Source organism: Vreelandella aquamarina (assembly GCF_900110265.1).
Taxonomy (GTDB): Bacteria; Pseudomonadota; Gammaproteobacteria; order Pseudomonadales; family Halomonadaceae; genus Vreelandella; species Vreelandella aquamarina.
This window is the reverse complement of sequence record NZ_FODB01000015.1, coordinates 40,783-62,736: the sequence shown is the minus strand read 5'-3', so window position 1 is coordinate 62,736 and position 21,954 is coordinate 40,783. Positions and strand designations below refer to the sequence as shown.

The window sequence follows — 21,954 nt, the reverse complement described above, 5'->3', positions numbered from 1 at the left end:
CATCCTCGACTTCGGGCAGGATATCGGGCGCATGACGGTGCTCAAGACGCTGCGGAGCCGACTGCGTTATCCACGAGGAACGCCATGCTGACCGTCAATCGGCGACACTCTATCCACAAGCAGTTCCAAGCGACACGCGATCGCCAGATATGTCGTGCCTGGCGGGTGGAAAGGCATGACAAAACGGGCCGTCAGCACCGATCAGCACGGTGGGTTTTGGCAATAACGGGCTTGCGAAAGCCAACTTGCACGGGGCGAATGATCAAAAAGTGCTCGCTGGCGGTGATAGGGAAAGTGTCGGCGCCGGCTTCACGGATTCAGGTTACTTTCAAGCGATTCTCCCTTTACACCACACGGTGTCTTTAATCCACTTGCGAGTTTGCATCATACCGAGCATCCTTCCGCCGTCACAGCGCTTCTATAGAAGCTATCAGCAACAGGAGCAAGCGATGCTACCTTGGCTCTCATCGCCACACCCTTCATTTCCATCTACCGAACAGGCATTAGAGTCTCCCAACGGCCTCCTAGCCGCCGGTGGAGAGCTTACACCAGCCTGGCTGGTAGACGCTTACCGGAAAGGGATATTTCCTTGGTATAGCGACAAGGACCCCATTTTATGGTGGAGCCCTGACCCGCGCATGATACTGCTGCCTGCTCAGTTTAAACGACGCCGCAGTCTAGCTAAACGGCTGCGACATGGTGGCTTTAGCGTGACACTAGATCAACAGTTCATCCAGGTCGTTGAGGCATGTGCTGCTCCCCGTAAAAATGAACCGGGCACTTGGATTAACCCGGATATGCGTCGTGCCTATCAGCGCCTTCACGAACTTGGCATCGCCCACAGCATTGAGGTACACCGTGACGGCGAGCTGGTCGGCGGGCTGTATGGGCTGGCCATGGGGCCAGTGTTCTTTGGTGAGTCGATGTTTTCACGTCAACCCGACGCTTCCAAAATTGCGCTGGCCTACTTGGCAGGCGCCATGCAACGCCATGGTGGTGAACTCATCGACTGCCAAATGCACACGCCGCATTTAGCCAGCCTGGGTGCGACAACAGTCGCCCGTAGCACGTTCATCAACTACCTTGAACAATGGTTGCCAGAAAAGGCTTTTCGCTTACCACCTGCCCATCAGACGCCATCCGTGCCTGCCTCACCATGGCTGGCGGCGATACCCTCAGGCGCTGAAGCAGAGTGACCGCGCCGTTTTTCACCAAGGAGGCAAGCCGTGAGTAGTAACGCTCCTCGCCGCCCTGTGCGGGATTTGCGCTTCTTCCTAACCGTTCCTCATGCCTGCAGCTATCTTCCTGGCAAAGAGGCAACAACACTGTTTCTGGATCCTCAGGAGTCGCCGGTGCCTGGGGTGTACGACTCGCTGTCTCTGCTTGGCTTTCGACGCAGCGGACGCCACTTATACCGCCCTCACTGCGAGGGTTGCAATGCCTGCCGTTCGGTACGCATTCCAGTAGACGAATTTAGCGCCAACCGCACCCAGCGCAAACTTTGGCGACGCAATGCCGATATTGAAACCCGAGTGATTGCCGCACGCTTCGACGCGGCCCACTATGCGCTGTACGCCGACTATATTCGTCAGCGTCATGCCGATGGCGATATGTACCCCCCTAGCCGCGACCAATACCGTACCTTCTTAACGCTAGAAGAGCCCTATGCACACCTACTGGAGATGTATCTAGAGGGCGAACTGGTGGCCGTGGCAGCGTTTGACCAGCTAGAGCATGGTCTTTCGGCCATTTATACGTTTTTCAAAGTGGATGCGTCGCTTGAAAAGCGCTCGCTGGGCACCTTTGCCATCTTAAAGTTAATTGCGCTCTGCCAAGAAAAAGCGCTGCCGCACCTTTATCTCGGGTACTGGATTGAGGAGTGTCGTAAGATGCGCTACAAGCAAGCTTTTTCACCGATTGAACTGCTGGATGGGCGGCACTGGCGACCTATAATTCGTTAAACTGGTCAGCTTTTTTGCCTTGACGGCGGGCTTACGGCACAATATAGCGCTGTTTCTTAGGCGAGCAGGTTTGTGCCAACGCTTATTGAAACAATCATTCGACCAACCACGATGTAAAATAAGTGAGGATCTGCCTATATGGCACGCGAAGATCATATTGAAATGGAAGGCGTTATTGTTGATACCCTTCCCAACACCATGTTCCGGGTTGAGCTGGAAAACGGTCACGTTGTGACCGCTCACATCTCTGGCAAAATGCGTAAAAACTACATCCGCATTCTGACTGGCGACAAGGTCAAGGTAGAACTAACGCCCTACGACCTGTCCAAAGGCCGTATCGTTTATCGCTCGCGCTAAGCCTTGAGTGTGCCCTCAAGCAACGCCTGCTCACAGATCGCGTCCCACGGCTATTAGTAGCACCGCGTAACGACGGCGCCGCTCCCTGGAAACGACAACGCCCCGTCGAAGACAGGGCGCTGTGCGTGCTAGCGAGTATGCATTACTGCTTGGCGGTCATCTTAGCGCCCTTTTCAGGGCGCATCTGCCATTTCCGACTCTGTCGAAAGATGAAGCTCTCCCTCCTCCAGGCTAACATGGACGATACCACCGTGCTCGGCCAGCTCTCCAAACAGAATCATCTCTGCGAGTGGCTTCTTGAGCTTCTCTTGGATCAAGCGAGCCATCGGCCTTGCCCCCATATCCGGGTCGTAGCCTTTCTCTGCTAGCCAATCCCGGGCGACGTCGTCTACATCCAGCTGCACGCGCTTCTCGTCTAGTTGCGCCTGAAGCTCGATCAAGAACTTGTCGACCACGTTGCGCACCACCGTCGTGGGCAGCGCATGGAATTGAATGATGCCGTCCAGGCGGTTACGGAATTCCGGCGAGAAGGTCCGACGAATCACTTCCATCGCATCCGTCGAGTGATCCTGGCTCTGGAAACCGATAGAGCGACGCGATGCCTGCTCCGCCCCAGCGTTCGAGGTCATGATCAAAATCACATGGCGGAAGTCTGCCTCGCGGCCGTTGTTATCCGTCAAACGACCGTGATCCATGACCTGCAACAGCAGATTGAAAACTTCTGGATGCGCTTTTTCGATTTCGTCGAGAAGCAGCACGCAGTGCGGCTGTTTGGTGACGGCCTCGGTCAGTAGCCCACCCTGGTCATACCCCACATAGCCTGGAGGCGCACCGATCAAACGCGACACGGTGTGACGCTCCATGTACTCCGACATATCGAAACGCACCAGCTCGATGCCCATGATATGCGCCAGTTGCTTGGCTACTTCCGTTTTACCGACCCCAGTCGGGCCTGCGAACAGGAAACTGCCCACGGGCTTATCGGGAGATTTCAGGCCCGCACGGGAGAGCTTGATGGCCGCCGACAGTGAATCGATCGCTTCATCTTGACCAAACACCAACATTTTCAGGTCGCGGTCCAACTTCTCGAGCTGTTTACGATCCGAACTCGAGACGCTCTTCGGCGGAATGCGCGCAATGGAGGCCACCACGGCTTCCACCTGCTCCACATCGATCGTCGTAGCACGTACCTCAGGGGGTAGCATCCGCTGATGCGCACCCGCTTCGTCGATCACATCGATCGCTTTATCGGGCAGGAAGCGATCGTTGATGTAGCGATCCGCCAGACGAGCGGCACTCTCCAGCGCACCGTCAGTGTACTTCAGCTCGTGATGCTCTTCGAAGCGCGAACGCAGCCCTTTGAGAATCTTGATGGTGTCCTCAACGGACGGTGCCAGCACGTCGACCTTTTGGAAGCGGCGTGCCAAGGCGCGGTCTTTCTCGAAAATTCCGCGGAACTCCTGGAACGTGGTCGAACCAATGCAGCGCAGCTCGCCTGAAGAGAGCAGCGGTTTCAACAGATTGGAAGCGTCCATCACGCCGCCCGAGGCAGCGCCCGCGCCAATGACCGTGTGAATCTCATCGATGAACAAGATGGCATTGGGCTGTTTACGCAGCTCGCTTAACAGACTCTTGAGGCGCTTTTCGAAATCGCCACGGTACTTGGTGCCTGCCAGTAGTGCGCCCATATCCAGTGAGTAAACCACCGCGTCGGCAATGACTTCCGGCACGTCTTCTTCGACGATGCGCTTGGCTAAGCCTTCGGCAATAGCGGTTTTACCCACACCCGCTTCACCCACCAGGAGTGGGTTATTTTTACGACGGCGGGCCAGAATTTGCACAACGCGCTCAAGTTCATGGTCGCGGCCAATCAGAGGGTCGATTTTACCCTGACGTGCCTGCTCATTGAGGTTGGTGGCGTAGCCGGTCAGCGGATGAGCAGCACCTTCAGCGCTCCCCTCTTCTGCGTCGTCACTCTCTTGAGAGGAAGGTGATGGCGACGGGCCATGACCAGAGACTTTAGAAATTCCGTGGGCGATGTAGTTCACCGCGTCTACCCGCGCCACGCTTTGTTGTTTAAGGAAGTAAACCGCTTGACTCTCTTGCTCGGAAAAGATGGCCACCAGCACATTAGCGCCAGTCACTTCGCTTTTACCGGAAGATTGAACATGGAATACAGCACGTTGCAGCACGCGCTGGAAACCAAGCGTTGGCTGAGTTTCACGGTCACCCTGACCTTCTGGGATCAGCGGTGTGGTCGAGTTAATGAAATCCTGCAGATCGGACCGCAGCTTGTCGAGGTTTGCCCCACACGCCTTCAGCACATCCACCGCAGAGGCATTGTCTAGCAGCGCCAGAAGCAGGTGCTCTACAGTCATGAATTCGTGGCGCTTTGAGCGAGCCACGGTGAAGGCCGTGTTCAGGGTCAGTTCAAGTTCTTTGCTCAGCATGGCAGTCCCCTTTTCGCTACTACCTAGGGTATATCGACACCTAGGGCTTGCGTCGGATCAGTTTAATCGACCGGCACTTTCAACATCGGGTACAAATGGCGTGGTTGCAAGCCCCTGCGCTACTTTTTTTCAACGTTACTCATTTTAAATAGGCTTAATCAGCAGCTTCGATGTCACTCATTAGCGGGTGCTCACATTCACGGGCATACTCATTCACTTGATAACTTTTAGTTTCAGCAATATCCCGGGTAAAAATGCCGCAGGTGGCTTTCCCCTGGGTGTGCACCGCCAACATCACCTGCACGGCTTTTTCGCTATCCATATTAAAAAAGCTTTGCAGCACTTCAACGACAAACTCCATGGGGGTGTAGTCGTCGTTATGCAACACCACTTTATATAAAGGCGGCTGTGCCAGCGCGGGCTCGGCCGACTGCACCGCTAAGTCATCATCGTGTTCTGGCATGCCTGGACGCGTCATGCCTGCCTGCAGAGTCGCGATCACGTCCAGAGGGTATGTATTAGGCATAAGTCACGTGCATCATCTTCTTGCTGCTGACAGTCAGGGCCTTGGATCAATTCAAAGACGAGGCTTTTACAGTCCAGGCTTCTACAGACTGTACACCTATGTATAAGACGCCTGCCATCAACAAGGGTTCATGAAAGGTAAAAAATTATCACACAGGAGAGAATAAAAATCCCTCGCCCGCAAGGCGGGCGAGGGATCGATCAGCCGTTGAAGCGCGACGGCTCAGCGGATGATCAGCCTTTGGACACCATGGCCAGCGCGTCGTTGAGGGTCTTGCTCGGGCGCATGGCCTGGCTGGCCAGCTCACGGTTGGGGTGGAAGTATCCCTGGATATCCACCGGCTGCCCCTGCACGCTGTTCAGCTCATCAACGATGGTGCTCTCGTTGGCTTGCAGCGTCTCTGCCAGACGACCAAACAGGGATTTCAGTTCGGCGTCCTGGCCCTGAGCGGCCAGTGCTTCTGCCCAGTACATTGCTAGGTAGAAGTGGCTGCCACGGTTATCCAGCTCGCCGACTTTACGCGATGGCGACTTGTTGCTGTCGAGGAATTTGCCATTGGCTTCATCCAGCGCTTTTGCCAACAGCGTCGCGCGGGCGTTACCGAAGGTGCTGCCCAGGTGCTCAAGCGACGCCGCCAGGGCCAGGAACTCACCCAGCGAATCCCAACGCAGGTGGTTCTCTTCCAGGAACTGCTGAACGTGCTTAGGTGCAGAACCGCCAGCGCCGGTTTCAAACAGGCCACCACCGTTCATCAGCGGTACGATAGAGAGCATCTTGGCGCTGGTGCCCAGTTCCATGATCGGGAACAGGTCGGTGAGGTAATCGCGCAGCACGTTACCAGTGACGGAGATGGTGTCTTCGCCTTTACGGATACGCTCCAAAGAAACCTTCATTGCATCGACCGGCGCGAGAATTCGGATATCCAGGCCAGCGGTGTCGTGATCTTTCAGGTACGTCTCGACCTTCTTGATCAGTTGCGCGTCGTGGGCACGGTTAGCGTCGAGCCAGAACAGTGCCGGGGCACCACTGTCGCGGGCACGGGTAACGGCCAGCTTCACCCAGTCTTGAATCGGCGCGTCTTTGGTCTGGCACATACGCCAGATATCGCCTGCTTCTACCGTGTGGCTAAACACAGTTTGGCCTGAATCGTCGGTGACCACGACAGTCCCGTCGGCAGGCATTTGGAAGGTTTTATCGTGAGAGCCGTACTCTTCGGCTTTCTGCGCCATCAGGCCCACGTTAGGTACGCTGCCCATGGTGGTCGGATCGAACGCGCCGTGCTGCTTGCAGTCTTCGATCACCGCCTGGTAAATGGTGGCGTAGCAGCGGTCAGGGATAACAGCCTTCGCATCTTGCAGCTCGTCATTCGCGTTCCACATCTTGCCGGAATCACGAATCATCGCCGGCATAGAGGCATCGATGATCACGTCGCTGGGCACATGCAGGTTGGTGATGCCTTTATGGGAGTTCACCATCGCCATGGCCGGGCGAGTTTGATAAAGGGCCTCTACATCGCCTTTGATCGCCTCTTGCTGGTCGCTGGGCAGCTTCTCAATAGCGCTGTAAAGGTCGCCGATACCGCTGTTCGGGTTGAAGCCAGCACTCTTCAGCACGTCAGCGTGCTTCTCCAGCACCTCTTTATAGAACTCTTCTACCACGATACCGAACATGATTGGGTCGGAGACCTTCATCATGGTGGCTTTCAAGTGCAGCGAGAACAGCACGCCGCTCTCTTTGGCATCGCTGATTTGGCTGTCAATAAAGCTGCGCAGACGGCGGCTACTCATGCTGGCGGCGTCAATGACTTCGCCTGCTTGTACCGCAAGACCCTCTTTTAGCACCACGTTGGTGCCATCTTTTTGCTGCAGCTCAATCTTCAGCGTGCCGGCTTTTTCCATCACCGCCGACTGTTCGCTGCCGTAGAAGTCGCCTTCGCTCATATGAGCCACATGGGACTTAGAGTCAGCGCTCCACTCACCCATGCGGTGCGGGTATTTGCGAGCGTAGTTTTTGACCGATTTCGGCGCGCGGCGGTCGGAGTTACCTTCGCGCAGCACCGGGTTTACCGCACTGCCCTTGACTTTGTCGTAACGCGCTTTAACGGAGGCTTCTTCGTCGTTTTTCGGCTCTTCCGGGTAGTCAGGCAGCGGGTAACCTTGGCTTTGCAGCTCTTTGATGGTTGCTTTTAGCTGCGGGCCAGAGGCGCTGATATTAGGTAGTTTGATAATATTGGCTTCAGGCGTCTTCGCCAGCTGACCAAGCTCCGCCAAGTCATCGCTCACGCGCTGCTCGTCGCTCAGAATATCCGGGAATTGTGCCAATACGCGGGCAGCAAGAGAAATATCGCGGGTCTCTACTTCGACACCGGCAGAGTCGGTAAAGGCATCAATGATGGGTAACAAAGAGTAGGTAGCGAGCGCAGGAGCTTCATCGGTGAGCGTATAAATGATCTTCGGCGTTTTAGACATTTTTGCGTTAACCTCTTTTTTTCGGTCGCTGTGATTATAAAAAATCCTGAGCTACGCGGCTCATTCAACGATTAGCCATGCCGCGAAGCGGGTGGAGCATCCTGTATGCGCTGCCCCTTTGGTCAGTCGGTGGTACTACTGGTCACTCGGTGGTTATTGCGGTAACGATGACGACAGATGAAAACGGTGGTCATCACGATGCCAACGGTTCATCTCAAACAGCTGCGCCAGATTATACCAGCGCTGCACTTTAACCGCATGAGCGATTGTCGACAAATCCTCCACCTCTAGTTCTTGGGACAGCTTGTGAGACGATGAGCACCTTATATTTACTGCACAAACCCTACCGTATGCTCTCCCAGTTTACCGATAGCCAGGGCAGAGCCACCTTGGCAGAAGTGATTCGCACCCCAGGGGTGTACGCCGCTGGCCGCCTTGATTTTGATTCTGAAGGCCTGCTGCTACTGAGTGATGACGGGGGCCTTATTCACCGCATTGCCCACCCCAAACACAAGCAGCCAAAAACCTATTGGGTGCAGCTTGAAGGCCACATCACCGATGAGGCCATCCGTGCGCTCAAAGTAGGCATTACGTTAAAAGATGGCCCAACCCTACCCGCCAAAGCGCGCCGTATAGCGCCGCCTGCTATTGCTGAACGTGACCCGCCGATCGACCCTAAGCGCCACCCTCTTACCAGTTGGCTGGAACTCACTATTAGCGAAGGCCGCAACCGCCAGGTGCGCCGCATGACTGCCCACGTGGGTTTTCCCACGTTGCGCCTGATTCGTGCGGCCATTGGCCCCTGGCAACTGGGCGACCTGGCACCTGGAGAATGGCGTAAAGAAACCCTGCACGCACCGCGCCCCGACAATGCCAAGCAGCCTCGCGCTGTGCCAAAAAAGGCTAAGCCAAAAAACGCCAAGCCGAAAAGCGCCTTACCAAAAGGCTCAGATACCAATAAAGCGCGTGCCGCAAAAGCAGCTCCCAAACGAAGCGCCAAATCCAGAGGCCCTAAAAAATGAATACGCCTTCTCCTACTGTTCGGCCAACCATTCGCAGCACGGTGGCCTGCGTGATTCAGCAGGGCGAGCATTTTTTAATGGTGGAAGAAGATAAAGGTGGTGCCCACACGCTCTTTAATCAGCCAGCCGGGCATGTGGAACTTGGTGAAGGGCCGGTAGCCGCCATACAGCGCGAGGTGCAAGAGGAAACGGCGTGGCAGGTAACGCTCACCGGCTATTTAGGGCTGTACGTTTTTCACACCCCAGAGGGAGAAACGTTTCATAGCCACGGATTTACCGGCGTCCCTGAACAGCCGCTCACCACGGCGATTGACCCAGCCATTGTGGCTACCCATTGGTTAACACGCGATGAGATCGTCGCACTCGCGGCCGCGCAGCGGTTAAGAAGCCCGCTGGTGCTGAAACGCATTGACGATGCCCTGAACCACCGTCACTTCCCGCTTTCGGTGATCCAAGAGTGAAGCACTCGAAGCATCGAGCCCCCATCGTGTATAATCGCCGCCCAATTGCACACCACTTCAACTGAGGATGCCAATGACATCCACCGATGGCACAGCCACCCAGGACGCGTCAGACACCCACACCGCTGCCACCGGCAAAGTGATTGTCGGCATGTCCGGCGGCGTCGACTCCTCCGTTTCTGCTCTCCTTCTGCTCCAACAGGGGTACGAGGTCGAGGGCCTGTTTATGAAAAACTGGGATGAAGACGACGGCACCGAATACTGCACGGCGAAGGAGGATCTGGCCGATGCGGAAGCCGTGTGCGCCAAACTGGGCATCAAGCTGCACACGGCTAACTTCGCTGCCGAGTATTGGGACAACGTATTCGAGCACTTCTTGGCAGAGTACAAAGCAGGCCGTACGCCTAATCCTGACATCCTTTGTAACCGGGAGATCAAGTTCAAGGTCTTCTTGGAGTATGCCGAGATGCTGGGTGCCGATAAAATCGCCACCGGTCACTACGTGCGCCAAGGCATCCGCGACGGTCACCCGCGCCTGCTGAAAGGCCTGGATGGCAATAAAGACCAAAGCTACTTCCTGCACGCGGTGCCAGAAGCGGCGATTGCCCGCACGCTGTTCCCGGTCGGTGAGCTTGAAAAACCTGAAGTGCGCGCGCTGGCGGAGCAGCACGACCTCGTCACCGCGAAGAAAAAGGACTCCACTGGTATCTGCTTTATCGGTGAGCGTCGTTTCCGCGACTTCCTGCAGCAGTACCTGCCCGCCCAGCCGGGCACCATCGAGACCCCTGAAGGCGATGAAATTGGCCAGCACATGGGCTTGATGTACTACACCCTGGGGCAGCGTCAAGGGTTAGGTATTGGCGGTTTGGCCAACTACTCCGAAGACCCCTGGTACGTGGCGGCAAAAGATCTCGAGCGCAACGTGCTGATCGTGGTGCAAGGCAAGCATCATCCGCTGCTTTACACCAATGCACTCGCCACCGAGGCGATGGACTGGGTCGCCGGAAAGCCGCCGGTTCAGCAAGGCCGCTTTACCGCCAAAACCCGCTACCGCCAAAGCGACTGCCCCTGCGAAATTGTCGCCCAGGCTGATGGCAGCGTTGAAGTAATTTTTAACGACCCGCAGTGGGCGGTCACGCCCGGCCAGTCGCTGGTGCTTTACGATAACGACATCTGCTTAGGCGGCGGCGTTATTCGCGCCACCTGGAATGCCTCGGAGACCGCTGCATGAGCGCAACCCCTATTCACCGCGCGCCCGATACCCCCGCTGCCCGTCAAGCCCTCGCGCTAGCGGGGGTCTTTCAAGCAGCAAGCCTCGTCGATGAACTCGCCCGTACAGGACAAGTTGATACACGCGCGTGGGAAACGCTGATCAACGCGACGGTAGACACCAACCCGGAAAGTTTTGAAGCCATCTACGGCGGCCACCCCAACAACCTGCGCCGCGGGCTGGATACGCTGGAAGCACTCGTTGGCCGTAAGCAGGCCAACCCGGTGGTATTGCGCTACGGATTTTCGCTGCTGCTGCTAATGAATAAGCTGCGCACCGACCGCCAGATGATGGACGTGTTAGGCCAAAAGCTGACCCATGTTCAAGGGCAAGCAGACCACTTTGGAACGACTCACGAAAACGTCATTGCCAGCCTTGGTGAAACTTACCAAGAGACCATTTCGACGTTTAAAACGCGCATTGTGGTGCAGGGCGACCCCTCGCTACTGCAAACCCGCATGATGCCGGAACGAGTACGCGCTTGCTTAATGGCCGGTATTCGCTTTGCGCTGTTGTGGCATCAGCAGGGCGGCCGCCGCTGGAAGCTGGTGTTTCAACGCAAGGCGCTACGCCGAGCGCTGGATAACTTTAGCTAGCCGCCAAGATACCTTACTTTCGACCTCCGACTTTGACCACTCTGGAAACCAAGCCATGCAACTCTCTGCTCTGACCGCCCTTTCTCCCGTTGACGGCCGCTACGGCGCCAAAGCCGCCGCGCTACGTGAACACTTCAGCGAATTCGGCCTGATCCGTGCGCGCGTGATCGTGGAAGTGCGCTGGCTGCAGCGCCTTGCTGAGCACGGCCAGATTGTCGAAGTCCCGCCGCTTTCCGCAGAAGCCACCGCGTTTCTAGAGCAGCTTATTCGTGACTTCTCAGTCGATGACGCGGAGCGTATCAAAGAGATTGAGCGCACCACCAATCACGACGTTAAAGCGGTGGAGTACTTCCTAAAAGAGAAGATTGCAGGCCAAGCCGAGCTAAACGCCGTTACCGAATTTATCCACTTCGCCTGCACCAGTGAAGACATCAACAACCTCTCTTACGGCGTGATGCTGGCAGATGGCCTAAAAGCTATGCTGCCGACAATGCACGAAGTCGCCGATGAGATTGCCAAGCTGGCGATTGCCCATGCAGGCCAGCCGATGCTGTCACGCACCCATGGCCAAACGGCTAGCCCCACCACGCTAGGTAAAGAGATGGCTAACGTGGCGTATCGCCTCAAGCGCCAGCTCAAGCAGATCGAAAGCGTGGAGATTCTGGGCAAAATCAACGGTGCGGTCGGCAACTACAACGCCCACCTGACCACCTACCCAGATATCGACTGGGAAGCCAACGCGCGCACCTTTGTTGAAGGCTTGGGCTTAAGCTTTAACCCCTATACCACGCAAATCGAACCCCACGACTACATTGCCGAACTGTTCGATGCGATCTGCCGCTACAACACGATCCTGATCGACTTTGACCGCGACGTATGGGGCTATATTTCCCTGGGCTACTTCAAGCAGCGCACCGTAGAGGGCGAAATTGGCTCTTCCACCATGCCGCACAAGGTCAACCCGATTGACTTTGAAAACTCAGAAGGCAACCTGGGCCTCGCCAACGCGGTGATGAGCCACCTAGCACAGAAACTACCGATTTCTCGCTGGCAGCGCGACCTGACCGACTCCACCGTACTGCGTAACCTAGGCGTTGGCTTGGCCTATGGCCTGATTGGCTACCACGCTAGCCTTAAGGGCATCAGCAAGCTGGAAGCTAACCCGTCGCGCTTGGCAGAAGACCTGGATAACAGCTGGGAAGTACTGGCCGAGCCGATCCAAACCGTGATGCGTCGCTACGGCATTGAAAAGCCCTACGAGAAGCTCAAAGAACTTACTCGCGGCAAGCGTATTGACCAAGCGGGCTTTGCGGCCTTTATTGATACCCTTGAGCTGCCCGAGACGGTGAAAAATGAGCTGAAGGCGCTCTCGCCCGCCAGCTATATTGGTAATGCGAAGGCCCAGGCCGAAGCACTCAACCAGCGGCTTGCTGCACTCTAAACGACGCCCTGCGACACTAACGTAGCGCTCACTTGAACTAGGATAACGCCATGAGTCATCACGATAAGCCACTCACCCTGCTGGGCGATTTAACGCCCGCAGACTTCTTGGCCAACTACTGGCAACAGAAGCCACTGCTGATTCGTGGCGCTATCCCTGATTTCGTCAGCCCCATCGACCCCGACGAGCTGGCAGGTCTTGCCTGCGAACCGGGCGTCGAAGCGCGGCTGGTCGAAGAGAACGGCCCCGACGGCCCCTGGCAGGTCTCGCACGGGCCGTTCGACGACGCCACTTTCGAGCGGCTGTCGGAAGGTCACTGGAGCCTGCTAGTACAAGCGGTCGACCACTATGTGCCCTCTATCGCTGCGCTGATGGATGAGTTTGATTTCCTACCCCGCTGGCGGCTGGACGACATCATGGTGAGCTATGCACCGCCCGGCGGCAGTGTTGGCCCGCATATCGACCAGTATGATGTGTTTTTACTGCAGGCAAGCGGCCACCGTCGTTGGCAGCTTGGCGGCAAGCAGCCAGGTAATGCTCCCATCATTCAGGGCATTGACTTGCGCATTCTGCAGTCTTTCGAGATTGAAGCAGATTCCGACTGGACCCTGGCACCCGGCGACATGTTGTATTTGCCCCCCGGCTGGGCACACCACGGCGTCAGCCAAACCGACGACTGCATGACGATTTCGGTGGGTTTCCGGGCGCCCTCGGCCGACGAAGCCATCACCTCGTATGCCGATTATGTCGGCGAACAAATGTCGGACTCCCAGCGTTATAGCGATGCGGGCATGGCCCCTGCCGAGGAGGTAGGCGAGCTCGACGATGCCGCCGTCGAACGCATGCGCCAGTTTATTCTCTCCACCCTGGATAATCCTGAACAGGTTGCTCAGTGGTTTGGCCGCGTGATGACCCAGCCCAAATATATCGATCAAGTCGTTCCCCTCGAAGAGCCGATGAGCGAAGCCGACCTTGTTGCTCAACTACAAGACGGTGAGCCACTGTTCCATATGCCGGGTTCTCGCTTTGCATGGCGTAGCGATGCGTCAGGCACCACGCTATTTGTCGATGGCGACGGGCATAGCTGCTCAGAGACTCTGGCAAAACGCCTCGCTGACCCAACGCCGATGTACGAAGAGGTGCTGGAAATTGACGGCGCTAAAGCGCTGATTACACAGCTCATCAACAGCGGCAGCCTTGGTTTTATGGGCGAAGGAGACGACGAGGAGTAAGACGTGGAAGCGGTAACGGTAAAAAGTGGTAGTTGGGCATTACTGGGTGAGCCAGCCTCGCTGATTCGCCGAATCGTCTTTATCGACGAGCAGCAAGTTCCTCAAGAAGAGGAGTGGGATGGTCTCGATACGGAGTGCCTGCACTTTTTAGCCACTCTCAATGGCGAGCCGGTAGGCACCGCGCGACTGCTGCCCGATGGCCACATTGGCCGCGTTGCGGTACTTAGCAGCGCCCGAGGCACGGGCATTGGCTACCAGCTAATGGAGGCGGCCATTAAAGCCGCCCGCGAGGCCGGCCACCCTCATGCAGCGCTTAGCGCCCAGTTACATGCCCTCGCTTTCTATGAACGCCTGGGGTTTGTTGCCCACGGCGACGTGTTTATGGATGCAGGCATTCCCCATCGTGAGATGACGCTGTTTTTGTAGTGATTCAGTGCCAATGTCGCCAAGCGCCACCCCGTGTGGCGCTTTTTTTGTGTTCGTAGTCAAAGCCATGACGAAAAACGACTACACAAACAGGGCGTTTGGCGTAGTCGCTGTCGTCGGACTACAACGCCGCATGCCCCCAAGTGACAATTGTTGGATCTCCTTGCCTAGTCGATAGTTATTGCACTGCAGCGTTAAGGACTCTCCTCTTTGGAGACACCGACACTGTGAAACGCAAAGCGCCACACCGCGACGTTTTATTAAGAGACGATGGGTGTAGAGACAGCGTCGCGAATTTGAATAATGCTGGAATCTATCTCGCAGGTGCAGCATAAGAACAAGCTAACGTGCGAACGACGATAACTCTGGAGGAATCAGCTCATGACAGGACTGCTCGACGATATCAAAGCCATGGCCCACCTTCGCGAAGCCCAAGGCGGCAAGTGGTCAGCCATCAAACCTGAATATGCTGCCCGTATGCGCGCTCAAAACCGTTTCCATACCGGTTTGGACATCGCTCGCTACACGGCCAAGATCATGCGCGACGACATGGCCGCCTACGATGCCGACACCTCCCAGTACACTCAGTCGTTGGGCTGCTGGCACGGTTTCATCGGTCAGCAAAAGCTCATCTCGATCAAGAAACACTTCGGCACCACCAAACGCCGCTACCTCTACCTCTCTGGATGGATGGTGGCAGCCCTGCGCTCCGAGTTCGGCCCGCTTCCCGACCAATCCATGCACGAGAAAACCTCGGTCTCGCACCTGATCGAAGAGCTCTATACCTTCTTGAAGCAAGCGGATGCCTGGGAACTCAACCACCTGTTCCGCGCCCTGGACGACGCCAAGGCGGCAGGCGATAGCGCTAAAGAGCAAGAGCTGATCAGCAAGATCGACAACTACGAAACGCATATCGTGCCGATTATTGCCGATATCGACGCCGGTTTCGGTAACGCCGAAGCCACCTACCTACTGGCCAAAAAATTCATTCAAGCGGGCGCTTGCTGTATCCAGCTCGAAAACCAGGTCTCCGACGAGAAGCAGTGCGGCCACCAGGATGGCAAGGTCACCGTTCCCCACGAAGACTTCCTGGCGAAGATCAACGCCGTGCGCTATGCCTTCTTGGAGCTGGGCGTAGAAGATGGCGTGATTGTAGCCCGCACCGACTCTCTGGGCGCTGGCCTGACCCAGAAGATCGCCGTCACCAACGAGCCGGGCGACCTGGGCGACCAGTACAACAGCTTCTTGGATGGGGACGTCATCGAGAACGCGGCAGACATCAACAACGGTGACGTCGTCATCAAGCAAAACGGCAAGCTGGTCAAGCCCAAGCGTTTAGCCTCGGGTCTCTACCAGTTCAAGCCGGGCACGGGGGAAGATCGCGTGGTGCTGGACTGCATCACCAGCCTGCAAAACGGTGCCGACCTGCTGTGGATCGAGACCGAAAAGCCCCACGTTGGCCAAATTGCTAGCATGGTGAACCGTATCCGCGAGGTGGTGCCGGATGCCAAGCTGGTCTACAACAACTCGCCCTCCTTCAACTGGACGCTCAACTTCCGTCAGCAGGTCTTCGATGCCTGGGAGAAAGAGGGCAAGGATGTCTCGGCTTACCAGCGCGACAAGCTGATGAGCGTGGAGTATGACAACACCGAACTTGGTCAATTGGCCGACGAGTGGACGCGTAACTTCCAGCGCGATAGCTCTCGCGAAGCAGGTATCTTCCACCACCTGATTACACTGCCCACGTACCACACCGCAGCGCTCTCTACCGACAACCTGGCTAAGGGCTACTTTGGCGACGAAGGTATGCTGGCCTATGTGGAAGGTGTGCAGCGTCAAGAGATCCGCCAAGGTATCGCCACTGTTAAGCACCAGGACATGGCAGGTTCTAACATCGGTGACGATCATAAAGAGTTCTTCCATGGCGACGCAGCGCTGAAAGCGGGCGGCAAAGACAACACCATGAATCAGTTCGGTTAATCAACCTTACTCGCAATACCTCCAGGAGGCTTCGGCCTCCTGTTTTTTGCCTTCCGTTTAATACTTTGCAATTAACCCAAACGCGTGCAAAATTTTTGCACACTGCTTTCTTAATGCCTGTCTACACTTTACTTTATGACCTTTTTTCTGGATGGCTGGTCAAAGCTGTACGATTCCGTTATCTTTTAACGAACGCTGTTCTAAAATAAATTGTACGCAACGCCTTGCGACCGATTCACGGCCATAGATGCTGATACCCACTGGAGGTTTTAATGAAACGTTTACTACCTGTTGCCGCGTTAAGCATTTTGACACTGGCTGGCTGCGCCAATACCGCGCCCTACTCCGGCGATGTTTACCGTGGTAACCAAGCGCAAACGGGGCAGAGCGTCAGCTATGGCACCATCGTGGCCGTTCGCCCCGTGCAAATTCAGGCCGATAGCCGCACCGGCAATTTGCTGGGTGGTGGCGGCGGCGCCGTGATTGGTGGCCTGCTGGGTAGCCAAATTGGCGGCGGTTCTGGCCGTCAGCTTGCCACCGTTGCTGGTGCCTTGGGCGGTGCCGTTGCCGGTACGGCCGCAGAAGATCGCGCCAACCGGATCAACGCACTGGAAATGGAAATTCGTCGTGATGATGGGACGGATGTGGTCGTCGTGCAAAGCGCCGATCGTCAGTACCAAGCAGGCCAACGGGTTCGTTTGATTGGCAGCGGTGCCAACCTGAGCGTTGCGCCTTACTAGCACCAGAGGTGCCCACTATTCGCCCGACGCTATACGCGTCGCGGCTCGTCAAAACAACAGCCCGGCCGATTTGGCCGGGCTGTTGTTTATTCAGCTATTTGACGATTCGAACCCAGGAGTGGACTCGATGGCGCGACTTAGTGGGCTATTCTGCTTGCCCAGTTGGCAAGTTTCATCACTACCAATGCAATCACCGCGAGCAAAATCGCCACCAGCAGCACATCTACAGGGCGAATCAAAGTTGTAGCACCCAATACGGCCAACGCAACCACCCACAAATAGCGGTTGCCGCCATGGGTTTTCAGCACGCTTGGCAGCATTTTATCTAGCCCCTGGCTAACGCCGTTTTCCCAACGCTTATTAGCAAAATAAGCAATCAGTACAAAGGCGATAACCCAAATTAAGAAGATAGTCATAACAGGCTCCGGTGAGTGTTATTTCAAGAGAAAAATTAATTGCTGTAGGGTATCCCTGCACACCCCCCGGCGCAATAGCGCTAAAGGCGTGGAGGTGGAAAAAGCCCGCTTACCCCCTGACAAGCTGGCCCACACGCGTTACCATGTTGGGACATGCACTCACCGAAAGGTTATTCAATGCAAATTGCGCAAAACTCGGTTGTCGCGTTCCACTACACCCTGACCAACGATGCAGGTGAGGTGCTAGACAGTTCTGAAGGCCGCGAGCCGCTGACGTATCTCCACGGCGCTGGCAACATCATCCCAGGCCTGGAAAAAGAGCTTGAAGGTCGTGTTGCTGGGGACAAACTGAACGTTAAAGTTTCCCCTGAAGAGGGTTACGGCGAAGTTCAAGAGCAGCTGCTGCAAGAAGTACCGCGTGATGCCTTCCAAGGTGTTGAAAGCATTGAGCCAGGTATGCAGTTCCAAGCGCAAACCCAAGGCGGCCCGCTCATGGTTACCGTCAAGAAAGTTGAAGGCGACACCGTTGTGGTTGATGGCAACCACCCGCTGGCGGGTCAGCACCTCAACTTTGACGTTGAAATTGCGACCGTACGCGAAGCAAGCCAGGAAGAAGCCGAGCACGGCCACGTGCACGGCGAAGGCGGCGTAGAGCACTAAGCTCTTGCATGCCACAAAGGGCGGCCAATGGGCCGCCCTTTTTATTTTAATGGCCGCTATGTGATGCTGACTCTTCTGGAATCAACACAAGTTGGCCATAACGCACGCTACGCGATGATGTTACCTCATCGGCAAACTGCTTCAGTGCACTCCCCTGCCCCTTTAAGAGTGCGACTTCCAAGCAGCTATCGTGATTGATATGCACATGCAGCGTTGAGAGCGTTAAATCGTGATGGTCATGAGAGTGACGAGTCAGGCGCTTAGAGAGATCTCGCGCCGCGTGGTCATACACATACACCAGCGCTCCCATACACGGCGCATTGGGCGCAACCTCCTCTTTCACCTGCTTTAACCCGTTGCGGGTCAAGTCACGAATGGCCTCTGAGCGATTTTGATAGCCGCGCAGCGCCATCAGCGCATCGACCTCGCTTAACAGCTCCTCATCCAGCGTTACCGTTACCCGCTGCATACCCTCTCCTTCACTGGTCTGATGTTGTGCGTTGCCGCAACTTCCAGTGCTATTAGTATGATGTTATTGTAAAAACATCATACCAATAGCCTGAAAAAGGTGTCCCATGCGTCGCCCTATCATACTGGCTCTCGCAGCCACATGCGTAGCGCTAAGCGCGCCAGCGTTGGCCAAAGACCAGCTAGTGCTTGCCATTGGTGGTGAGCCGGAGCAAGGGTTTGATCCGCTGTTGGGCTGGGGTCAGTACGGCAGCCCTCTATTTCAGTCTACGCTGCTTACCCGTGGCCAGGACTTAACCCCACAACCAGGCCTAGCCACAGAATGGTCCCTTTCTGAAGATCGCCTGACCTGGACGCTGACTTTACGTACGGACGTACGCTTTTCTGACAATACTCCGCTTACCGCTGAGGATGTGGCCTTCACCTTTAATGCTGCTGCTGAGGCAGGTGGCCGTGCCGATCTCAGCGCACTGGAAAGCGCCCGTGCTATCGATGGTAATACGGTTGAGCTGACGCTCAAAACACCGCGCATCACTTTTATCGACCAGTTGATGACACTGGGTATCGTGCCCAACGCCGAGCGAGAAAACGGCTATGGCGACGAGTATGGCAGGCAGCCGCTGGGGTCAGGCCCTTACCGGTTAGTGGAGTGGCAAGAGGGTGAGCAGCTGATTGTTGAGCGGAACCCCTACTTTTACGGCCCCGCGCCGGTCTTCGAGCGTCTGGTGTTTCTGTTTACCGATGAAGCCGCCACTCTAAGTGCAGCTCACGCAGGCCAGGTGGATCTCGCTGCGGTGCCACCAGCGCTGGCAGAGAACATCCCTGAGCAGATGCAGCGGGTCATTATGAACAGTGTGGACAACCGCGGCATTCTGTTTCCCATGCAGCCTGATGAAGGCGAGCAAGCGGCCAACGGCGCGCCCATCGGGAATAACGTCACGGCTGATCTCGCTATTCGCCAAGCGGTGAATCTAGCCTTAGACCGAGAAACGTTGGTGGACGTAGCACTCAACGGCTTTGGACGCCCGGCCTTTGGGCCAGCGGACGGCCTTCCGTGGAGCCAAGAAGGCGAGAAAGTGGCAGCGCCGAATTTAGCCCGTGCGAATACGCTTCTAAAGGAGGCAGGCTGGGAGCGCCAAGAGGAGGACGGACTGCGCTATAAAGGCGACCAGCCCGCACGCTTTCGTCTCACGTACCCCTCCAGCGACGCCACGCGCCAACAGCTAGCCCAAGTGAGTGCCGAGATGGTGCGGCCGCTCGGCATTGAGATGCAGCCCACTGGCCGCCACTGGGACGAGATTCAGCGGGAAGCCCTCCATCAAGATGCCATTGTGTTTGGTTTTGGTAGCCATAGCCCGCAGGAAGTGTTCTACCTCTTTCATAGCGAGCATGCTGGGTTCGGTTTTTACAACAGTGGTTACTACGCCAACGAGGCGGTCGACCAACACCTGGATGCCGCCCAAGCGGCGGCTAACACCGAAGAAGCCAATCAGCATTGGCAAGCCGCCCAATGGGACGGCGATACCGGCTATGGGGTACAGGGAGACACCAGCTGGGCCTGGATGGTCAACCTTGCCCACGTGTATGCCACCAACCGCTGCCTCGACCTGGGCGAACTGGGCGTTGCCCCTCACGGCCACGGCTGGCCGGTCACCGCCAACTTGCTTGAGTGGCGCTGGACGTGCGATTAACGGCTTGGCTAGCGAGCCGCCTACTTCGGCTGTTGCTGGTACTGCTAAGTGTCGCAGCGGTCTCTTTTGGGCTAATGATGCTATCTCCCATCGACCCGGTGGATGCCTACCTTGGCCCGCAAATGGCCCAGGTCAGCCCTGAGCAGCGCACGCTGATTGCCGAACGCTGGGGGTTTAACGCCCCGGCCAGTGTGCAGTTTCACCACTGGCTGCAACAGTTGCTTAGCGGAGAGCTTGGCTGGAGCCATATCTACAACCAGCCGGTGAGCGACGTCATTAACCAGCGCTTCCAGCGCTCGTTTTTTCTGCTGTTGAGCGCTTGGCTGCTCTCGCTGATACTTGGCGTAGTACTCGGCATCGCCGCAGGAAGCAAAGAGGGCTCCCTGCTGGACCGCTTGATCAGCGGCTATGCTTATATCACTGCTTCGACGCCCACGTTTTGGCTCGCCATGCTGGCGTTGCTACTTTTCTCCGTCACCTTGGGCTGGACCCCCACCTGCTGCGCAGGGCCCACGGGCGTGCTGAGCCAAGAAGTAACGCTGCTCACGCAGCTGCACCATCTTCTTTTACCTACTCTCACCCTCGCCCTGTTAGGCGTTGCCACCATCACGCTACATACCCGGGCCAAGATGGCGGCGTTTATGCGCTCGGATACCGCGTTGCACGCCTTTGCCCAAGGCGCCAGCCGTTTCGATATCGCCTGGCGCCACGGTCTGCGCCACGCCAGCCTGCCAGCGGTCACTTTGGCGTTTGCCTCTCTCGGCGAGCTATTTGGCGGCTCCCTTCTGGTTGAGCAAGTCTTTGCTTACCCAGGACTTGGGCAGGCGACCGTCGCCGCTGGCTTGCGAAGCGATGTGCCGCTACTGCTCGCCATAGCGCTATTTACCGCGCTATTTGTGAGTGTTGGCAACCTCATCGCCGATGGCCTTTACCAGTGGGCCGACCCACGTATCGCACGGGACCGCACTAATGAATAGCCAGCCGCGCCTGGTCGCAGCAGGCTATGCAGGTGTGTTTGGCCTGCTGGTATTACTGTTGCTCAGCAGTTCTCTATGGCTGGGAGATAGCCCACTGCACATGCAGTTCGAGGCCCGCCTCATGCCTCCCAGCGCCGAGCACTGGCTGGGCACCGATGCCCTAGGGCGTGAGCTTTGGGCCCGCACGCTGGCGGGGCTTGCCTTGAGTTTTGGGGTAGGGCTGAGCGCGGCACTGTTGGGCACGCTGATTGCTTTAAGCTTGGCGAGTCTCGCCATGCTCTCGCCCATACTGGATGCGCTGGTGAGCTTACTGATTGATACGCTGCTGAGCGTGCCACACCTGATTTTACTATTGCTGATCGCCTTTGCCCTGGGCGGCGGCACCCAGGCTGTCATTATCGCTGTTGCGCTGACCCACTGGCCAAGCCTTGCCCGCTTGCTCAGAGCCGAACTACTCAGCTTGCGAAACTCCCCTTATGTGGCGATTTCGAAAGGGTTTGGCAAACGCCAAGGATTTATTGTTTGGTACCACTTGCTGCCCCATGTGCTGCCTCACTGCTTGGTCGGCGCACTGCTGCTGTTTCCCCACGCCATTTTGCATGAAGCGGCCCTGACCTTTTTAGGCGTTGGCTTAGACCCTACCCAGCCCGCCATCGGCGTATTACTGGCCGACGCCATGCGCTACCTTACCGGCGGCTACTGGTGGCTAGGGGTGTTTCCTGGGCTGGGTTTACTGCTGATGGTACTGGCGATTGAACGCTTCGCCTCGATGCTGCGCAAAGCGCTGTAAAGATCGCGATGTTTAACAAGGA

Annotated in this window: 22 protein-coding genes; 16 read left to right on the top strand and 6 right to left on the bottom strand. The window is 56.6% G+C overall.

Annotation, left to right across the window (positions count from 1 at the left end):
* Positions 1-449 precede the first annotated feature (449 nt).
* From aat to infA, 3 genes are all read left to right on the top strand, one after another.
* Positions 450-1,196, top strand: coding sequence for a leucyl/phenylalanyl-tRNA--protein transferase (aat, locus tag BMY49_RS06010; protein ID WP_044627797.1), 747 nt, complete (start codon positions 450-452; stop codon positions 1,194-1,196).
* A 30-nt stretch (positions 1,197-1,226) separates the two neighbouring features.
* Positions 1,227-1,961 carry an arginyltransferase gene (locus tag BMY49_RS06005; RefSeq protein WP_089675194.1) on the top strand — a complete coding sequence of 245 codons (735 nt, stop codon included), beginning with the start codon at positions 1,227-1,229 and terminating at the stop codon, positions 1,959-1,961.
* Between the two features lie 138 nt (positions 1,962-2,099).
* Positions 2,100-2,318 carry a translation initiation factor IF-1 gene (gene infA / locus BMY49_RS06000; protein WP_007111068.1) on the top strand — a complete coding sequence of 73 codons (219 nt, stop codon included), beginning with the start codon at positions 2,100-2,102 and terminating at the stop codon, positions 2,316-2,318.
* Positions 2,319-2,491: 173 nt separating this feature from the next.
* On the opposite strand, the gene clpA is transcribed toward infA, so the two are convergent.
* The 4 genes from clpA to BMY49_RS17980 form a co-directional block, all read right to left on the bottom strand.
* Positions 2,492-4,768: an ATP-dependent Clp protease ATP-binding subunit ClpA gene (gene clpA, locus BMY49_RS05995; protein ID WP_058576915.1), complete on the bottom strand. Its 2,277-nt coding sequence runs from the start codon at positions 4,766-4,768 to the stop codon at positions 2,492-2,494.
* Between the two features lie 154 nt (positions 4,769-4,922).
* Complete coding sequence (gene clpS, locus BMY49_RS05990; protein WP_089675197.1) at positions 4,923-5,231, bottom strand: ATP-dependent Clp protease adapter ClpS; 309 nt, start codon at positions 5,229-5,231, stop codon at positions 4,923-4,925.
* Between the two features lie 296 nt (positions 5,232-5,527).
* Positions 5,528-7,762 (bottom strand): NADP-dependent isocitrate dehydrogenase, encoded by a 2,235-nt coding sequence (locus BMY49_RS05985; protein WP_089675193.1) that lies wholly within the window; start codon positions 7,760-7,762, stop codon positions 5,528-5,530.
* A gap of 153 nt (positions 7,763-7,915) precedes the next feature.
* The gene (locus BMY49_RS17980) at positions 7,916-8,038 is read right to left on the bottom strand and encodes a hypothetical protein (RefSeq protein WP_266100062.1); all 123 of its coding nucleotides are present in this window, start codon (positions 8,036-8,038) and stop codon (positions 7,916-7,918) included.
* Between the two features lie 38 nt (positions 8,039-8,076).
* Here BMY49_RS17980 and BMY49_RS05980 point away from each other — a divergent pair, with 38 nt between their 5' ends.
* From BMY49_RS05980 to BMY49_RS05940, 9 genes are all read left to right on the top strand, one after another.
* The gene (locus BMY49_RS05980; protein ID WP_082051380.1) at positions 8,077-8,784 is read left to right on the top strand and encodes a pseudouridine synthase; all 708 of its coding nucleotides are present in this window, start codon (positions 8,077-8,079) and stop codon (positions 8,782-8,784) included.
* A complete protein-coding gene (locus BMY49_RS05975; RefSeq protein WP_044627801.1) occupies positions 8,781-9,245 on the top strand; it encodes an NUDIX hydrolase in 465 nt (154 codons plus the stop codon). Before BMY49_RS05980 ends, BMY49_RS05975 begins: the two co-directional genes overlap by 4 nt.
* 73 nt (positions 9,246-9,318) lie before the next feature.
* Complete coding sequence (gene mnmA, locus BMY49_RS05970) at positions 9,319-10,476, top strand: tRNA 2-thiouridine(34) synthase MnmA (RefSeq protein WP_044627802.1); 1,158 nt, start codon at positions 9,319-9,321, stop codon at positions 10,474-10,476.
* Positions 10,473-11,111, top strand: coding sequence for a high frequency lysogenization protein HflD (gene hflD / locus BMY49_RS05965; protein ID WP_044627803.1), 639 nt, complete (start codon positions 10,473-10,475; stop codon positions 11,109-11,111). The genes mnmA and hflD overlap by 4 nt, the downstream gene beginning before the upstream one ends.
* A gap of 55 nt (positions 11,112-11,166) precedes the next feature.
* Complete coding sequence (gene purB / locus BMY49_RS05960; RefSeq protein ID WP_044627804.1) at positions 11,167-12,552, top strand: adenylosuccinate lyase; 1,386 nt, start codon at positions 11,167-11,169, stop codon at positions 12,550-12,552.
* 50 nt (positions 12,553-12,602) lie between these two features.
* Positions 12,603-13,784, top strand: coding sequence for a cupin domain-containing protein (locus BMY49_RS05955; RefSeq protein WP_062359291.1), 1,182 nt, complete (start codon positions 12,603-12,605; stop codon positions 13,782-13,784).
* Positions 13,785-13,787: 3 nt separating this feature from the next.
* Entirely contained in the window at positions 13,788-14,210 is a 423-nt protein-coding gene (locus BMY49_RS05950) for a GNAT family N-acetyltransferase (protein WP_054641191.1), read from the top strand.
* Between the two features lie 381 nt (positions 14,211-14,591).
* Positions 14,592-16,190: an isocitrate lyase gene (locus tag BMY49_RS05945; protein WP_044627807.1), complete on the top strand. Its 1,599-nt coding sequence runs from the start codon at positions 14,592-14,594 to the stop codon at positions 16,188-16,190.
* Between the two features lie 272 nt (positions 16,191-16,462).
* Positions 16,463-16,930: an outer membrane lipoprotein gene (locus tag BMY49_RS05940; protein WP_054641192.1), complete on the top strand. Its 468-nt coding sequence runs from the start codon at positions 16,463-16,465 to the stop codon at positions 16,928-16,930.
* 137 nt (positions 16,931-17,067) lie between these two features.
* On the opposite strand, the gene BMY49_RS05935 is transcribed toward BMY49_RS05940, so the two are convergent.
* Positions 17,068-17,346 (bottom strand): hypothetical protein, encoded by a 279-nt coding sequence (locus BMY49_RS05935; protein WP_054641193.1) that lies wholly within the window; start codon positions 17,344-17,346, stop codon positions 17,068-17,070.
* Positions 17,347-17,523: 177 nt separating this feature from the next.
* Here BMY49_RS05935 and BMY49_RS05930 point away from each other — a divergent pair, with 177 nt between their 5' ends.
* The gene (locus tag BMY49_RS05930) at positions 17,524-18,006 is read left to right on the top strand and encodes an FKBP-type peptidyl-prolyl cis-trans isomerase (RefSeq protein WP_044627810.1); all 483 of its coding nucleotides are present in this window, start codon (positions 17,524-17,526) and stop codon (positions 18,004-18,006) included.
* A gap of 46 nt (positions 18,007-18,052) precedes the next feature.
* On the opposite strand, the gene nikR is transcribed toward BMY49_RS05930, so the two are convergent.
* On the bottom strand, positions 18,053-18,475 hold the full coding sequence (gene nikR / locus BMY49_RS05925) for a nickel-responsive transcriptional regulator NikR (RefSeq protein ID WP_044627811.1): 423 nt from the start codon (positions 18,473-18,475) through the stop codon (positions 18,053-18,055).
* 106 nt (positions 18,476-18,581) lie between these two features.
* Between nikR and BMY49_RS05920 the strand changes: the two genes are divergently transcribed.
* Genes BMY49_RS05920 through BMY49_RS05910 form a run of 3 tightly spaced genes read left to right on the top strand, consistent with a single transcriptional unit; the run spans position 18,582 to position 21,932 of the window.
* Positions 18,582-20,165, top strand: coding sequence for an ABC transporter substrate-binding protein (locus BMY49_RS05920; RefSeq protein ID WP_058576918.1), 1,584 nt, complete (start codon positions 18,582-18,584; stop codon positions 20,163-20,165).
* Positions 20,156-21,142 carry an ABC transporter permease gene (locus BMY49_RS05915; protein WP_058576919.1) on the top strand — a complete coding sequence of 329 codons (987 nt, stop codon included), beginning with the start codon at positions 20,156-20,158 and terminating at the stop codon, positions 21,140-21,142. The genes BMY49_RS05920 and BMY49_RS05915 overlap by 10 nt, the downstream gene beginning before the upstream one ends.
* On the top strand, positions 21,135-21,932 hold the full coding sequence (locus BMY49_RS05910) for an ABC transporter permease (RefSeq protein WP_058576920.1): 798 nt from the start codon (positions 21,135-21,137) through the stop codon (positions 21,930-21,932). Before BMY49_RS05915 ends, BMY49_RS05910 begins: the two co-directional genes overlap by 8 nt.
* The last annotated feature ends 22 nt before the right edge of the window (positions 21,933-21,954 follow it).

Coding starts and splice junctions, on each gene's coding strand:
- aat (WP_044627797.1), top strand. CDS start 450: ATGCTACCTTGGCTCTCATCGCCACACCCTTCATTTCCATCTACCGAA.
- infA (WP_007111068.1), top strand. CDS start 2,100: ATGGCACGCGAAGATCATATTGAAATGGAAGGCGTTATTGTTGATACC.
- clpA (WP_058576915.1), bottom strand. CDS start 4,768: ATGCTGAGCAAAGAACTTGAACTGACCCTGAACACGGCCTTCACCGTG.
- clpS (WP_089675197.1), bottom strand. CDS start 5,231: ATGCCAGAACACGATGATGACTTAGCGGTGCAGTCGGCCGAGCCCGCG.
- BMY49_RS05985 (WP_089675193.1), bottom strand. CDS start 7,762: ATGTCTAAAACGCCGAAGATCATTTATACGCTCACCGATGAAGCTCCT.
- BMY49_RS05980 (WP_082051380.1), top strand. CDS start 8,077: ATGAGCACCTTATATTTACTGCACAAACCCTACCGTATGCTCTCCCAG.
- BMY49_RS05975 (WP_044627801.1), top strand. CDS start 8,781: ATGAATACGCCTTCTCCTACTGTTCGGCCAACCATTCGCAGCACGGTG.
- mnmA (WP_044627802.1), top strand. CDS start 9,319: ATGACATCCACCGATGGCACAGCCACCCAGGACGCGTCAGACACCCAC.
- hflD (WP_044627803.1), top strand. CDS start 10,473: ATGAGCGCAACCCCTATTCACCGCGCGCCCGATACCCCCGCTGCCCGT.
- purB (WP_044627804.1), top strand. CDS start 11,167: ATGCAACTCTCTGCTCTGACCGCCCTTTCTCCCGTTGACGGCCGCTAC.
- BMY49_RS05955 (WP_062359291.1), top strand. CDS start 12,603: ATGAGTCATCACGATAAGCCACTCACCCTGCTGGGCGATTTAACGCCC.
- BMY49_RS05945 (WP_044627807.1), top strand. CDS start 14,592: ATGACAGGACTGCTCGACGATATCAAAGCCATGGCCCACCTTCGCGAA.
- BMY49_RS05940 (WP_054641192.1), top strand. CDS start 16,463: ATGAAACGTTTACTACCTGTTGCCGCGTTAAGCATTTTGACACTGGCT.
- BMY49_RS05935 (WP_054641193.1), bottom strand. CDS start 17,346: ATGACTATCTTCTTAATTTGGGTTATCGCCTTTGTACTGATTGCTTAT.
- BMY49_RS05930 (WP_044627810.1), top strand. CDS start 17,524: ATGCAAATTGCGCAAAACTCGGTTGTCGCGTTCCACTACACCCTGACC.
- nikR (WP_044627811.1), bottom strand. CDS start 18,475: ATGCAGCGGGTAACGGTAACGCTGGATGAGGAGCTGTTAAGCGAGGTC.
- BMY49_RS05920 (WP_058576918.1), top strand. CDS start 18,582: ATGCGTCGCCCTATCATACTGGCTCTCGCAGCCACATGCGTAGCGCTA.
- BMY49_RS05910 (WP_058576920.1), top strand. CDS start 21,135: ATGAATAGCCAGCCGCGCCTGGTCGCAGCAGGCTATGCAGGTGTGTTT.